This window comes from Maribacter sp. (assembly GCF_016744255.1).
Classification (GTDB): domain Bacteria; phylum Bacteroidota; class Bacteroidia; order Flavobacteriales; family Flavobacteriaceae; genus Maribacter_B.
Genome location: NZ_JADGES010000002.1, coordinates 18,056 through 31,828, shown reverse-complemented (window position 1 = coordinate 31,828; position 13,773 = coordinate 18,056). Strand labels below are relative to the sequence as shown.

The following is a 13,773-nucleotide window of genomic DNA, read 5'->3' as shown; positions in this document are numbered from 1 at the left end:
CTTGTTTAAGATAGATTCAACCATACATGCCAGAAATTAAAGGAAAGTTAGGAATAGAGGAGTTTTACAGCGTTATTTTTAAAAATGACCCAATAAAAATTGATAAAAAAGTAAAAGAGACTGTAGTAGAAAGTTTTGATTTTTTGAAAGAATTTTCTAAAAACAAAGTTATTTACGGGGTTAATACGGGTTTTGGCCCCATGGCACAATACAAAATAAAGGATTCAGAAAGAATTCAACTTCAATATAATTTAATTAGAAGTCATGCCTCAGGTTCAGGGAACCCTATAGCGCCGCAATATGTAAAGGCGGCAATGTTAGCAAGATTAAATACTTTAAGTCTAGGTAACTCTGGGGTGCATATATCGGTAATAGAATTAATGACTTCTTTAATAAATAAAGATATTACTCCGCTTATATATGAGCATGGAGGTGTTGGTGCTAGTGGAGATTTAGTGCAACTAGCTCATTTGGCGTTAGTTCTTATTGGTGAAGGAGAAGTATTTTATAAAGGAAAAAGAAGACCAACACAAGAGGTTTATAAAGAAGAGGGTCTAGCTCCTATTTCAGTAGAATTACGAGAAGGACTAGCACTTATAAATGGAACTTCTGTAATGACGGGTATAGGTATTGTAAATACAGTTTATACGCGTAGATTATTAGAATGGATGATAGCTTGTTCTTCTGCTATTAATGAAATTGTTGAGGCTTATGATGACCATTTGTCCGAAGAACTAAACCAGACTAAAAAGCATAAAGGGCAACGAGAGATTGCTCGATCTATGCGTAGTCATTTAAATGATAGTACGCTTACAAGAAAAAGAGAACATCATTTATATACTAATAATGATGATGTTTCTGTTTTTGAAGAAAAAGTACAAGAATATTACTCTATTCGTTGTGTACCACAAATATTAGGGCCGATTTTAGATACTTTAAACGGAGTAGAAAAAATACTTATAGAAGAGGTTAATTCTGCCAATGATAATCCTATTGTAGATGTAAAGAGAAAGCATGTTTATCATGGAGGAAATTTCCATGGAGATTATGTTTCTTTAGAAATGGATAAACTAAAAATAGTTGTTGCTAAAATGAGTATGCTTGCAGAAAGGCAATTAAATTATTTAATGAATTCTAAATTGAATGATATTTTACCTCCATTTGTTAACCTAGGAAAATTAGGTTTAAATTTTGGAATGCAAGGTGTTCAATTCACTGCGACATCTACAACAGCAGAGAACCAAATGCTATCTAACCCTATGTATGTGCATAGTATACCTAATAATAATGACAATCAAGACATTGTTAGTATGGGTACAAATGCGGCATTAATTACTAAAAAGGTAATTGAGAATGCTTTTGAAGTAATGGCAATAGAGTTAATAACAATAACACAAGCAATAGAATACTTAGGTGTTCAGGATAAAGTATCTTCTAAAACAAAAGAAGTTTACGACAAAATAAGAAAAATTGTTCCCCCGTTTAAAGAGGATTTAATTATGTATCCTTATGTTAATCAAGTAAAAGATTTTATTATTAACAACGAAAATTAAAACATTATGAAAAGGGGTTTTTTATTCATTTTAACTATTTTATTATCGGTCTCTTCCTTTTATGCGCAGGAACTTGCGTTGGTTAGAGAGAATGATTTATTTGGATATGTTGACAAATCTGGAGCATATGTAATTGAGCCTCAATTTGAAAAAGCAGCAAGTTTTTCGGGAGCCTTTGCGGCGGTAAGGAAAAATGATAAATGGGGCTATATTAATGCAAAAGGAGAATGGGTAATCCCTGCTGAATATGATAAGGTAAAGCGGTTTAATTCTGGGTACGCTTTAGTTTTTAGTAATGATGTATGGAAATACGTGGATGGAACAGGGAAGCAATTAGAAACTCCTGTGCCAGATAAGTATTATGATTTTAAGGATGGTGTAGCTTTATTTAAGAAAGGAGATAGAATAGGTTTGTTAGGAATAGACGGTAAACTTATATTAGAACCTAAATTTGCGGCAATAAAGAACTTTTGGGCGGGTCATGCTAAAGTTAAGGTTGGTGATTCTTGGGGGTTGATTAACCAAAAAGGAGACTTAGTAATACCAGCGGAGTATCAGGAAATGGGAAAATATAGTCCTAATGGAATATGGGGAAGAAAAGGAGAGGATTTTGGAATTTTTGCCGATGGTAAATTACAAGTTGTTTCTGGAGCAACTAAAATAGCAAATTTTCATTCTTCATCGAAGCTAACTTATGCTAGAAGAGGAAAAAAATGGGGTTTTGTTAATGTAAAAGGAGAGTGGGTTATTCAGCCAACTTTTGATAAAACAAAAGCCTTTGTTAATGGATTTGCTCCGGTTTTAAAAAACAAAAAATGGGGCTATATTAACGAGAAAGGAGAAGAAGTAATCCCTTTTGATTATAGAGATGCTGAAATTTTTGGAGATAAAGGACTGGCTCCTGTAAGAGATAAAAAATGGGGATTTGTAAATGAATCAGGAACCTTAGTAATTCCTATGGAATATGATATTTCTGGAGGATTTTCATTTGTAATGTCTGGATTTAAAAAAGGTTTTATTGATGGTTTGGCTAAAGTTAAATCAAAAAAAGGCTGGGGTTTTATTAATGAAAAAGGAGAAGTTCTAGCAGGTAAATGGTTTCAGAACGCTGAAAATTTTGTCGACACCAATAAATAATTTAGAAAGCATATCAAATAAATGAAGGAGAAAATTACACCTAAAAAGTATGCCCTTGTTACAGGTGGCTCTCGAGGAATAGGAAAAGCCATATGTATCCAATTAGCAAAAGATTCGGATTATAAAATTCTTATAAATTATAATAGCAATGAAGAGGCGGCTAAAGAAACGCTGAAGGAAGTTGAAAATGTAGGCGGCTCGGGAGAAATTATTCAATTTAACGTTGGAAATTTAGAAGAGGTAAGAGCAAAATTAGACGCTTGGCAAGAAGCAAATGAGAATGTTCTTATCGAAGCAATAGTAAATAATGCTGGAATAACTAAGGACGGTTTATTCATGTGGATGAAACCAGAGGATTGGTCTAGTGTTATTAATACAAGTTTAAACGGCTTTTTTAATGTTACCAACCATCTTATTCAAAAATTATTAGTGAATAAATATGGAAGGATTGTTAATATGGTTTCCGTATCTGGACTTAAAGGAACTCCTGGGCAAACCAATTATTCTGCAGCAAAAGGAGCAATTATAGCTGCAACTAAGGCTTTAGCGCAAGAAGTTGCTAAAAGAAACGTTACAGTAAATGCTGTTGCTCCAGGTTTTATCAAAACAGATATGACCGGAGAGCTTAATGAAAAGGAGTTAAAAAAAATGATTCCAGCCAATAGGTTTGGAGAGCCCCAAGAAGTAGCAGATTTAGTTTCGTTTTTAATTTCTAAAAAAGCTTCCTATATTACAGGAGAAGTAGTAAATATAAATGGAGGCATATACTCTTAAAAGAGTTTGTAGATAATGAGAAGAGTAGTAATAACAGGAATGGGTATTTATTCTTGTATAGGTAAAAATCTGGAGGAGGTAAAAACTTCCTTATATGAGGGCAAATCTGGAATCGTTTTTGATCAAGAAAGGAAAGATTTAGGGTATAGGTCTAGTTTAACAGGGGCAGTAGATCCGCCAGTCCTTAAAAGCGTTCTTTCTAGGCGGCAACGTATTAGTCTTGGGCAAGAAGGTACCTATGCCTATGCTGCAACTGCAGAAGCTCTGGCTAATGCTAGAATTTCACAAGAATTTTTAGATGCAAATGAAGTAGGAGTTATTTATGGTAACGACAGTACTGCAAAATCCGTTATAGAATCTATGGATACGGTAAGAGAGAAGAAAGATACTACTCTTGTTGGTTCGGGTGCTATTTTTAAAGCAATGAACTCTACTATAACAATGAACCTTTCTACTATATTTAAATTGAAGGGTATTAATTTTACAATAAGCGCAGCCTGCGCTAGTGGTTCGCATGCAATTGGTATGGCGTACCATTTAATAAAGAGTGGAATGCAAGATTGTATCATTTCTGGTGGCGCCCAAGAGATTAACCCTCTTGCGATGGCTAGTTTTGATGGTCTTGGTGTATTTGCTATAAATGACGAAAACCCAGAAAAAGCGTCACGTCCTTTTGATAAAGACAGGAGCGGACTTGTGCCAAGTGGTGGTGGAGCTACAGTAATATTAGAGAGTTATGAATCTGCAGTAAAAAGAGGAGCTCCAATTTTAGCCGAAGTTGTAGGGTATGGATTTTCATCTAATGGCGGGCATATATCAACACCAAATGTAGATGGACCGGCAAGAGCAATGAAAAAAGCTCTAGAAGATGCTAAAATGGATGCTTCACAAATAGATTATGTCAACGCTCATGCAACATCTACTCCTGTAGGAGACGCTAATGAGGCAAAGGCAATTCACGAAGTTTTTGGGGAGCACCGTCCTTGTGTTAGCTCTACAAAGTCAATGACAGGCCATGAATGTTGGATGGCAGGTGCGAGTGAGGTAATTTACTCCATGCTTATGATGCAAAACTCATTTGTTGCTCCAAACATAAATTTAGAAAATACAGATGAAGACTCCGCTAAATTAAATTTAGTAACCAAAACCATAAATAAAAAAATTGATGTATTTTTATCCAATTCTTTTGGGTTTGGAGGAACTAACTCTGCTTTGGTAATAAAAACAATATAATACATGAATAAAGAAGTTATCATTGAAAAGATAAACGACTTTCTTATAGACGAATTTGAGGTAGAGCAAGAGGATATTCATCCAGAGGCCAATCTTAAAGATACTTTAGAATTAGATAGCTTAGATTTTGTAGACCTTGTGGTTGCTGTTGAATCTAATTTTGGAGTAAAACTAGTTGGTGAAGACTTTATCAACGTTACTACGTTACAACATTTTTACAACCTTATTGAGCAAAAATTAGGATAACCTTGCAATGGCAAAAAAGTGGGAGGGAAAATCTAAAGGAACCGTTTTAGGGTATAAAATATTTGTTTTTTTTATAAAGTTCTTAGGGCTGTCATCAGCATATTTTATATTAAACTTTGTTGTTCTTTATTATTTTTTCTTTTCAAAAAAGGGAACCCTTGCTAGTTACGATTATTTTAAAAACCGTCTAAAATATTCCAAACTAAAAAGCGTAAGAAGTATTCTTAAAAACACCTATGTTTTTGGGCAAACAATTATAGATAAGATAGCTATTTCTAGTGGGTTAAGAGATAAGTTTACGTATGCCTTTAATGGCGAAGAGAACATAACAGATCTTCTAAGAAAAAAACAAGGAGGTATATTAATTAGTGCCCATGTAGGTAATTTTGAAATTGCAGATTTCTTTTTTGATGAAATAGATCACGCCTCACAGATTCACCTTGTAACTACAGATAGTGAGCATGAACAGATAAAATCTTATTTAGAAAGTGTTACAAGAAAATCCAAGATCAAGTTTATATTGGTTAATGAAGATTTAAGACACATTTTTGAGATAAAAGCAGCATTAGATAAGGGAGGCTTAGTTTGTTTTACTGGGGATCGTTATTTTGAAGGAAATAAAACGTTAACACAGAAATTATTAGGAGAAGAAGCAGAGTTTCCTGCCGGGCCATTTTTAATGGCTTCTAGGTTAAATGTTCCTGTCCTTTTTGTTTACGTAATGAAAGAAACGAATAAGCACTATCATTTATATGCCAGAAGAGCTAAGGCTAAGAATAGAGATGCACAAGGGTTGTTGCAGGAGTATACGGAGAGTGTGGAGTGGATGTTGGGGAAATACCCATTGCAGTGGTTTAATTATTTTAAATTTTGGAACCCTAAAGAAGTAGAATGAAAGAAGTACTAGTTATACATTATTCTCAGACAGGGCAGTTGACAACTATCCTCGAAAATATGGTTGCACCAATTTCTAAGGAAAGTGTCCATGTTACCTATTATGAAATAAAGCCTATAAAACCTTTTGAATTTCCTTGGGGAAAGGATAGTTTTTATGACGTTTTTCCGGAGACTTTTTTGCAAATACCTTCAGAAGTAGAGACGCCTCCGGAAGAGATTTTAAACAAAGATTATGATTTGGTAATTTTAGGATATCAAGTTTGGTTTTTAACACCTTCCGTACCGATTAATTCTTTTTTAAAATCTAATGCAGCCAAAAAACTTTTGAACAACACGCCTGTTGTTACTGTTGTTGCATGTAGAAATATGTGGTTACAGGCACAGGAAAAAGTAAAGAGACTTTTGGTAGATGCAGATGCTAATTTAGTTGGGCATCTTGCATTTGTAGACAAACATATTAACCATATTAGTGTTGTTACCATTGAATATTGGATGCTTTCGGGTAAGAAAGATCGCTATCTAGGTATTTTTCCAAAACCAGGCGTGTCTGATAAAGATATTGCGGAAGCGTACAAATATGCGCCACCAATTAAAGAGGCTGTTTTGAAAAATGATTTTTCAACTTTACAAGAAACATTTATAAAACTTGGAGGTGTTATTGTAAACCCTTATTTGGTGATGACGGACAAGAGAGGGAATGTTATCTTTTCTAAATGGGCAAACCATATTATAAAAAAAGGCAAGCCAGGAGAGGCTAAAAGGTTGAAAACCATTAAAGCTTTTAAGTATTACTTATTATTTGCAATTTGGGTCATTGCGCCAATAGTTTTTATTGTATTTTTGTTCACTTATTTGCCTACAAGCCTTAAAAGAAAGAGAGAAAGAGAATATTTTTCTTCAGTTTATTTAAAGGAAAATTCATGAAAGAAGTATATATAACAAGAATATCTAAATTTTTACCCAATAAACCAGTTGACAATGATCAAATGGAAGAAAAGCTTGGGATGATTGGTGGAAAAACATCAAAAGCAAGGCGTATTGTTTTGCGAAATAATAAAATTAAAACTAGATATTACGCCATTAATGAAGAAGGACAGATAACACATAATAATGCGCAGCTAACAAAAGAGGCTGTGGAAAATTTATGTGATGCTAATTTTACCACAAAAGACATTCAGTTGTTATCTTGTGGTACATCTAGTCCTGATCAAATTTTGCCTTCTCATACAGCTATGGTACATGGTTTTTTAAAGAATGGTAATATGGAGATTAATTCTCCTTCTGGCGCTTGCTGCTCAGGAATGAATGCTTTAAAGTTTGGCTTTCTTTCTATAAAAACTGGTCAAGTAGAAAATGCTGTTTGTGCTGGTTCAGAAAGAACTTCTAGCTGGATGCGTGCAGATGTTTTTGAAGATGAAATAAACCAACTTAAAGAATTAGAAGATAGCCCTATTTTGGCTTTTAATAAAGATTTTTTAAGATGGATGTTGTCAGATGGTGCTGGCGCGGTATTGTTAGAAAGTGAGCCTAAAGGAAATACTCCATTGAAAGTTGAATGGATGGAAGGTTACTCTTATGCACATGAAATAGAAGCGTGTATGTATGCTGGAGCAGATAAGCTAGAAGATGGCAATCTAAAGCCATGGAGCGAATTTCCAGCTAAAGAATGGGGTAAAATATCTTTATTCGCCATGAAACAAGATACCCGATTACTAGGTGAAAATATCTTAGTAAAAGGGGTAGATAGTTTAAAACAAGCTTTTGAAAAACATAATATTGGCCCCGATGATGTAGATTACTATTTACCTCATATTTCGTCTTATTATTTTAAGCAAGGATTATATGACGAGCTGAAACTTCAAGGGGTAGAAATACCATGGGAAAAATGGTTCTTAAATTTGGAGAGTGTAGGTAATGTAGGAGCGGCTTCTATATATGTAATGTTAGAAGAGTTAGTTGTTTCTGGAAAGCTTAAAAAAGGAGATAGAATACTTCTTCATGTTCCAGAGAGCGCTCGTTTTTCATATACGTATGCTTATTTAACTGTATGCTAAATGAATTTAGTAGAGCAGCCAATTACAGATGAAAGTTTTATTCAAAACTTAATTCCGCAAAAATGGCCATTTGTAATGGTCGATAAGTTGTTTTATTTTTCCAATGAAAAAATAGTTTCTGGTTTTGCTATTAAACCTAATGATTTATTCACGGATAATAATTATTTTCAAGGTCCTGGGTTAATAGAAAATATGGCTCAGACAGTTGCTTTGCACACTGGATATTCTTATTTTCTTAAAAATAAAGAGGCTCCTACTGGTTATATTGGTTCTATAAAAAAAGCCGAAATTTTTAACCTTCCAAAAGTACATAGTGAACTTAAAACAACAGTTGTAATTTTACATGATATAATGGGCGTAACATTGGTCAAAGTAGAGGTTCAGTGCGAAGGAAAAATAGTCGCAACTAGTGAAATGAAAACCGTATTAGCTAAATAAAAAATAATTGAGCAAGAAGAAGATTGGGATTAAAAACTTTCTACCTCATAGGGACCCAATGCTCATGGTGTCCTATATTACTTCTATAGACGATACTTCGGCAACAGGAGAATTTCATATAACTAACGATTGTGTTTTTGTAAAAGATAGTTGGTTGCAAGAGCCCGGTCTTATTGAGAATGCTGCACAGGTTAGTTCAGCGGTTGTAGGTCAAAGTTTTTTTGAAAAAGGGGATTTAGAAGGTAATAGTAATAATATTACAGGCTACATAAGTGCTATAAAAAAAGTAACTATAGAGAAACTTCCAAAAGTTGGAGATGTAATTGTTACAAAAACCAAATTAGTTTCCCGATTCGATACCGAAGGAGTTAGTATTTGCACCATTGAAGGTGCTATTTTTAATAATGATGAATTAATTGTAGCTTGTACTCTTAACTTTCTAATTCACGAAATATAGAGATGAAGAAAAACGAAGTGCCTCAGGATAAGAGTAATCTAGAGACAGCTAATATTAAGGATATGTATTATGCTGTGGATGAAAACGGGGAATATACTACAGAGTTAAGTACAGGATGGAGCCCCAAAACAATTGCGTTGGATAACGCCATAAAGGATATTGAAGAAAGAACAGAAATTGCCAGGCAAAAAGTTTTAAATAATAGTACAAGTCCTATAGAATACTACATGGAACTTCATAAAATGGATATAGGTATTTTAGCGAGTTATGTAGGTATATGGACATGGCGAGTTAAGAGACATTTTAAACCTTCTGTTTTTAAAAAATTAAATGCAAAAACTATTCAAAAATATGCGGATGTTTTTGATGTTTCTGTAGAACAATTAAGGCATATTGATAAATAAAATCCATGGAAGTAAATTTTACTCATAAACAATCTGCTCATTGTGAAAACGGAGTAGTATCAAACCTAATGCGCTTTAATGGTTTTGAGATAAGTGAACCTATGGTTTTTGGCATAGGCTCTGGCTTACTTTTTAGTTATCTCCCTTTTTTAAAAGTAAACCATGCACCAGTAGTTACTTATAGAGTAATGCCTGGGGTTATTTTTAATCGTTTTGCGAAACGTGTTGGTGTAAAAGTGAAAAGAGAGAAGTTTAGTAGTCCAGAGAAGGCGCAAGCTAGATTAGATGAAAATTTAAAAAATAATAACCCCGTTGGTTTGCAGGTTGGGGTATATAATTTAGGGTATTTTCCAGAAGAATATCGTTTTCATTTTAATGCCCATAACATGGTTGTCTATGGGAAAAAAGAGGGAGCTTATTTAATAAGTGATCCTGTTATGGAAGATGTTACCTCATTAACAGAAAAAGAATTAGAAAAAGTTCGTTTTGCTAAAGGAGCGTTTGCTCCTAAGGGCCATATATATTACCCTGTTGAATTTCCAGAAGAGTTAGAATTAAAAAGAGCGATAGTAAAAGGGATTAAACATACCTGTAAAGATATGACAGCTCCTATTCCACTCGTTGGCGTAAAAGCTATTCGTAAAATAGCCAAATTAATTCGTAAGTGGCCAATTAAAAAAGGGGTTAAAACCGCCAATCATTATCTTGGTCAGATTGTTCGTATGCAAGAAGAAATTGGCACTGGCGGAGGTGGTTTTAGATATATTTATGGTGCTTTTTTACAGGAAGCTAGTAAAATATTAAATAACGATGAGCTAATAGTCTTATCAAAGGAAATTACACAAATTGGAGATTTATGGCGCGATTTTGCCGTAGATGCATCGCGAATATATAAAAATCGTAGTGCTACTGAGGATGGTTACAACAAAGTGGCAGATCAATTGGCGGCAATTGCAGATAAAGAAGAAGCCTTTTTTAAAAAATTAAAGAAAGCTGTCTAATTAAGTTGAAGCATGATAACCATTAATCAATTGTCTAAGAAATATAAAGGCGCTGAAAATTACGCAGTATCGAATATAGATTTGGTTATAGATGATCAAGAAATTTTTGGACTTCTAGGGCCTAATGGAGCGGGTAAAACCACTTTAATTTCTATGCTTAGTTCTTTAATTAAGCCTACAGAAGGCTCTTTTTCAATAAATGAACTTACGTATAAGAAAGATAAAAATAAGCTGAAGCAAATTATAGGTATTGTTCCCCAAGAATATGCTTTATACCCTTCGTTAACCGCTTATGAAAATCTTCTTTATTTGGGAAGTATGTATGGGCTTAAAGGAAGTAAGCTTAAATCTTTAATAAAGAAGCATATAGAGATTTTAGGTCTTACGGATTTTTTAGATAAAAAAATTCTTCATTTTTCTGGAGGAATGAAAAGAAGAGTTAATCTAATAGGGAGTATTCTACACGAGCCAAAATATTTATTTCTAGACGAACCCACTGTAGGAGTAGACGTGCAATCTAAGAACGTCATAATAAACCATCTAAAACAATTAAATGCAAACGGTACAACTATAATATATACATCGCATCATTTGAATGAAGCCGAGCATTTTTGCACCAGAGTAGGTATTATAGATCACGGAAAACTTGTTTGTAAAGGGAGGCCTTCAGAATTAATTTTGCAACAAGACGGCGCTCGTAATTTAGAGGAAGTTTTTATAGCACAGACAGGAAAAGAACTTAGGGATTATGTATAAACTTTGGGTTTCAACATACAAAGAATTCTTACTTCTTATAAGAGATATAGGGGGCTTGGCTATTCTTTTTATTATGCCGTTAGTCTTGTTAATAACAATTACTCTAATTCAAAATAACACATTTAAAACACTTAAGGATTCAAAAATCCCTATTCTTCTTGTTGATAATGATCAGGGAAGCGTTTCGGAACAGATAAATAATGGACTTACTAGTACGAATGCTTTTGAGGTTATAAAAAAATCTTCAGAACAAGAGGCTAAGGAGCTAGTTTTTAAGGGCGTTTATCAATTAGCAATTGTCATTCCAGAGAATTTATCCTTGGATTTAGAATTAAAAGTAACCGAAAATGTAGATGGCATTCTGGCAAAATTTGGGCTGGAAGAAGAATTAGATTCTAATGTTCCAAAGGCTGTTAAAAAGAAAGAGGTTAGGCTTTATTTTGACCCCGCTACGCAGCAATCCTTTAAGAGTTCTGTTAAAAATGGGATTGATAAAGTAATTTCTGGTATAGAAATTCAAAGTATATACAAGGCCTTTGAAGCGCAATTAACAGAGGAGTCTAGTGAGGAGCCAATTTTCGCTACCGATAGTTTTATTTCGTTTAAAGAAATAGTTCCAGAGAGTGCGCAAAATGCAATACCTAATGCTAGTCAGCATAACATTCCGGCATGGGCACTATTTGCTATTTTCTTTATTATACTTCCTCTTTCAATTAACATGGTAAAGGAAAAGTCACAAGGTACTTTTGTTCGGTTACGAACAAATCCTGTTTCTTACGCTACAGTGTTAGGAGGTAAGACAATAGTATATTTAGGGGTTTGTTTAACTCAGTTTATACTTATGCTATTGGTGGGGCTGTATTTATTTCCTATTATATCTCTTCCAGAAATTGATGTTACAGGAAAACTCCCAATGCTATTAGTTGTGGCTTCTTTTGCAGGTCTTGCAGCAATTGGTTTAGGCCTTTTGCTTGGGACAGTTTTTAAAACACATGAGCAATCTGCTCCTTTTGGAGCCACTTTGGTGGTTATTCTTGCGGCATTAGGCGGAGTTTGGGTTCCTGTTTTTGCAATGCCCAATTTTATGCAAGTTCTCTCCAATGTATCCCCAATGAATTGGGGTTTAAATGCATTTTATGACGTTTTTTTAAGAAATGTAGGTTTTGTTGAAATTATTCCAGAAATTACACTCTTGTTTTTATTTTTTATAATCACCACAACGATAGCTATACTTTATAATGAGAAAAAAAATGCCGTCTAAACCTTCTAAAGAAATTCACTTTACTAGCGAAATTCGTGTACGTTTTGTAGAAACGGACCCTTTAGGGATTGTATGGCATGGTAATTATATACAGTATTTTGAAGATGGAAGAGAGGCTTTTGGAAGACACCATGGTATTTCTTATTTAGATCAGAAAGATTATAATTTTTCAACGCCAATAGTAAAATCTAGCAGCGAACATAAATTACCATTGCGTTATGGAGATGTTGCTACGGTTAAAACAACGTATGTAGATTCTCCAGCAGCTAAAATGATGTTTAAGTATGAAATATTTAACCCAGCAGGAGAAATTGTTTGTAGAGGAGAAACGGTTCAGGTTTTTGTAGAATTAGGAGGTGAACTATCATTAACAATTCCAGATTTTTTTATGAAGTGGAAAAGAAAAGTAGGTTTGTTAGATGAGTAGAATTTACCTTTCACATAATAATATAATTTCTTCCTATGGTTTTAATAGCAGCAGTGCTGTTGAAAAAATTAAGAATGAGATTTCAAGTTTAAAACTAGTAGAGGAAGAAAATTTAATGCCGAAACCTTTTTATTCTTCCATGGTGGATAAAAGAGATTTGGTTGAAGAATTTAAAAGTTTAAAGACAAAAAAAGAATTTACTGCTCTAGAGCAGATGATGATACTTTCTTTAAGTAAAGTCATTGTGGCTAGCAATTCTGTAATTACAAATCGGTCGGGATTAATTGTTTCTACAACCAAAGGAAATATTGACGCTTTAGAATTAGACTCTCCGTTTAAAGAAGAGAAAGCATACTTATCCGAATTGGGTAAGGCAATTAAGAATTTTTTTGGATTTTCAATGGAGCCTTTGGTTTTATCTAATGCTTGTGTTTCTGGCGTTTTAGCTACATCAGTAGCTAAAAGATTGATAAATCAAGATTTATTTGATGATGTTTTCATTGTAAGCGGCGATTTGGTTACCAAGTTTATTCTTTCTGGCTTCAATTCTTTTCAAGCCATGAGTACCGAGCCATGTAAACCATTTAGCAAAAGTAGAACAGGGATTAATATTGGGGAGGTTATTGCTAGTATTTTGGTTACTAAAGCAAGTGCTAACCTAGCAGAAGAAGCTGTAGAAATTTTAGGAGATGGCACTGCAAATGATGCTAATCATATTTCAGGACCATCAAGAACTGGCGAAGGTTTAGTTCGGAGTGTAAATTCGGCGCTAAAGGAAGCAGATATTCTCCCTTCGGATATCGACTATATTTCTGCTCATGGAACAGCAACCATTTTTAATGATGAAATGGAAGCTATAGCGTTTAATAGGCTAAAGATGAGCAAAATACCGCTCAACAGCCTCAAAGGTTATTTTGGGCATACTCTAGGCGCATCGGGCTTATTAGAAACTATAGTCGGTATGCATTCTGTACATCAGAACATGCTTTTTGCTTCCTTAGGTTTTGACGAAATAGGAGTTAGTAAACCACTAAACATTATAAAAAAAGCCACCAAAAAAAATCTTAATATTTTTCTAAAAACGGCTTCTGGTTTTGGGGGTTGTAATACTGCCGCAATTTTCAAAAAAGTATAA

General features: G+C 34.0%; 16 protein-coding genes. All 16 read left to right on the top strand.

Translation table 11 applies throughout. The annotated features are described in order from the left end of the window. Window positions 1–26: 26 nt before the first annotated feature. From QZZ51_RS00745 to QZZ51_RS00670, 16 genes are read left to right on the top strand one after another with little or no spacing between them, the layout of a single operon-like run. Window positions 27–1,553, top strand: coding sequence for an aromatic amino acid ammonia-lyase (locus QZZ51_RS00745; RefSeq protein ID WP_291864515.1), 1,527 nt, complete (start codon window positions 27–29; stop codon window positions 1,551–1,553). 6 nt (window positions 1,554–1,559) lie between these two features. Beyond that, window positions 1,560–2,690 (top strand): WG repeat-containing protein, encoded by a 1,131-nt coding sequence (locus QZZ51_RS00740; RefSeq protein WP_291864512.1) that lies wholly within the window; start codon window positions 1,560–1,562, stop codon window positions 2,688–2,690. A gap of 21 nt (window positions 2,691–2,711) precedes the next feature. Further along, a complete protein-coding gene (gene fabG / locus QZZ51_RS00735) occupies window positions 2,712–3,464 on the top strand; it encodes a 3-oxoacyl-ACP reductase FabG (RefSeq protein ID WP_291864509.1) in 753 nt (250 codons plus the stop codon). Between the two features lie 12 nt (window positions 3,465–3,476). Then, a complete protein-coding gene (locus QZZ51_RS00730) occupies window positions 3,477–4,697 on the top strand; it encodes a beta-ketoacyl-[acyl-carrier-protein] synthase family protein (RefSeq protein WP_291864680.1) in 1,221 nt (406 codons plus the stop codon). A 3-nt stretch (window positions 4,698–4,700) separates the two neighbouring features. Continuing rightward, window positions 4,701–4,943: an acyl carrier protein gene (locus QZZ51_RS00725; RefSeq protein WP_291864507.1), complete on the top strand. Its 243-nt coding sequence runs from the start codon at window positions 4,701–4,703 to the stop codon at window positions 4,941–4,943. 7 nt (window positions 4,944–4,950) lie between these two features. Continuing rightward, the gene (locus QZZ51_RS00720) at window positions 4,951–5,838 is read left to right on the top strand and encodes a lipid A biosynthesis acyltransferase (protein WP_291864505.1); all 888 of its coding nucleotides are present in this window, start codon (window positions 4,951–4,953) and stop codon (window positions 5,836–5,838) included. Continuing rightward, window positions 5,835–6,764 (top strand): dialkylrecorsinol condensing enzyme DarA, encoded by a 930-nt coding sequence (locus QZZ51_RS00715; RefSeq protein ID WP_291864502.1) that lies wholly within the window; start codon window positions 5,835–5,837, stop codon window positions 6,762–6,764. The genes QZZ51_RS00720 and QZZ51_RS00715 overlap by 4 nt, the downstream gene beginning before the upstream one ends. Continuing rightward, the gene (locus tag QZZ51_RS00710) at window positions 6,761–7,894 is read left to right on the top strand and encodes a beta-ketoacyl-ACP synthase III (RefSeq protein WP_291864499.1); all 1,134 of its coding nucleotides are present in this window, start codon (window positions 6,761–6,763) and stop codon (window positions 7,892–7,894) included. The genes QZZ51_RS00715 and QZZ51_RS00710 overlap by 4 nt, the downstream gene beginning before the upstream one ends. Beyond that, entirely contained in the window at window positions 7,895–8,332 is a 438-nt protein-coding gene (locus tag QZZ51_RS00705; protein ID WP_291864497.1) for a hypothetical protein, read from the top strand. Between the two features lie 7 nt (window positions 8,333–8,339). Then, complete coding sequence (locus QZZ51_RS00700) at window positions 8,340–8,789, top strand: ABC transporter permease (protein ID WP_291864494.1); 450 nt, start codon at window positions 8,340–8,342, stop codon at window positions 8,787–8,789. Window positions 8,790–8,791: 2 nt separating this feature from the next. Beyond that, entirely contained in the window at window positions 8,792–9,193 is a 402-nt protein-coding gene (locus tag QZZ51_RS00695; protein ID WP_291864492.1) for a hypothetical protein, read from the top strand. A gap of 5 nt (window positions 9,194–9,198) precedes the next feature. Continuing rightward, window positions 9,199–10,194 (top strand): BtrH N-terminal domain-containing protein, encoded by a 996-nt coding sequence (locus QZZ51_RS00690; protein WP_291864488.1) that lies wholly within the window; start codon window positions 9,199–9,201, stop codon window positions 10,192–10,194. Between the two features lie 12 nt (window positions 10,195–10,206). Further along, on the top strand, window positions 10,207–10,950 hold the full coding sequence (locus tag QZZ51_RS00685) for an ABC transporter ATP-binding protein (protein ID WP_291864485.1): 744 nt from the start codon (window positions 10,207–10,209) through the stop codon (window positions 10,948–10,950). Beyond that, the gene (locus QZZ51_RS00680) at window positions 10,943–12,211 is read left to right on the top strand and encodes an ABC transporter permease (RefSeq protein WP_291864483.1); all 1,269 of its coding nucleotides are present in this window, start codon (window positions 10,943–10,945) and stop codon (window positions 12,209–12,211) included. Before QZZ51_RS00685 ends, QZZ51_RS00680 begins: the two co-directional genes overlap by 8 nt. Continuing rightward, entirely contained in the window at window positions 12,189–12,638 is a 450-nt protein-coding gene (locus QZZ51_RS00675; protein WP_291864481.1) for an acyl-CoA thioesterase, read from the top strand. The genes QZZ51_RS00680 and QZZ51_RS00675 overlap by 23 nt, the downstream gene beginning before the upstream one ends. Next, window positions 12,631–13,773, top strand: a complete 1,143-nt coding sequence (locus tag QZZ51_RS00670; protein WP_291864479.1) for a beta-ketoacyl synthase — start codon at window positions 12,631–12,633, stop codon at window positions 13,771–13,773. Before QZZ51_RS00675 ends, QZZ51_RS00670 begins: the two co-directional genes overlap by 8 nt.

Bases quoted from the DNA above. Each gene is read 5' to 3' on its own strand.
- QZZ51_RS00715 (WP_291864502.1), top strand. From the start codon at position 5,835: ATGAAAGAAGTACTAGTTATACATTATTCTCAGACAGGGCAGTTGACA.
- QZZ51_RS00710 (WP_291864499.1), top strand. From the start codon at position 6,761: ATGAAAGAAGTATATATAACAAGAATATCTAAATTTTTACCCAATAAA.
- QZZ51_RS00725 (WP_291864507.1), top strand. From the start codon at position 4,701: ATGAATAAAGAAGTTATCATTGAAAAGATAAACGACTTTCTTATAGAC.
- QZZ51_RS00720 (WP_291864505.1), top strand. From the start codon at position 4,951: ATGGCAAAAAAGTGGGAGGGAAAATCTAAAGGAACCGTTTTAGGGTAT.
- QZZ51_RS00695 (WP_291864492.1), top strand. From the start codon at position 8,792: ATGAAGAAAAACGAAGTGCCTCAGGATAAGAGTAATCTAGAGACAGCT.
- fabG (WP_291864509.1), top strand. From the start codon at position 2,712: ATGAAGGAGAAAATTACACCTAAAAAGTATGCCCTTGTTACAGGTGGC.
- QZZ51_RS00685 (WP_291864485.1), top strand. From the start codon at position 10,207: ATGATAACCATTAATCAATTGTCTAAGAAATATAAAGGCGCTGAAAAT.
- QZZ51_RS00705 (WP_291864497.1), top strand. From the start codon at position 7,895: ATGAATTTAGTAGAGCAGCCAATTACAGATGAAAGTTTTATTCAAAAC.
- QZZ51_RS00690 (WP_291864488.1), top strand. From the start codon at position 9,199: ATGGAAGTAAATTTTACTCATAAACAATCTGCTCATTGTGAAAACGGA.
- QZZ51_RS00675 (WP_291864481.1), top strand. From the start codon at position 12,189: ATGAGAAAAAAAATGCCGTCTAAACCTTCTAAAGAAATTCACTTTACT.
- QZZ51_RS00680 (WP_291864483.1), top strand. From the start codon at position 10,943: ATGTATAAACTTTGGGTTTCAACATACAAAGAATTCTTACTTCTTATA.
- QZZ51_RS00740 (WP_291864512.1), top strand. From the start codon at position 1,560: ATGAAAAGGGGTTTTTTATTCATTTTAACTATTTTATTATCGGTCTCT.
- QZZ51_RS00745 (WP_291864515.1), top strand. From the start codon at position 27: ATGCCAGAAATTAAAGGAAAGTTAGGAATAGAGGAGTTTTACAGCGTT.
- QZZ51_RS00670 (WP_291864479.1), top strand. From the start codon at position 12,631: ATGAGTAGAATTTACCTTTCACATAATAATATAATTTCTTCCTATGGT.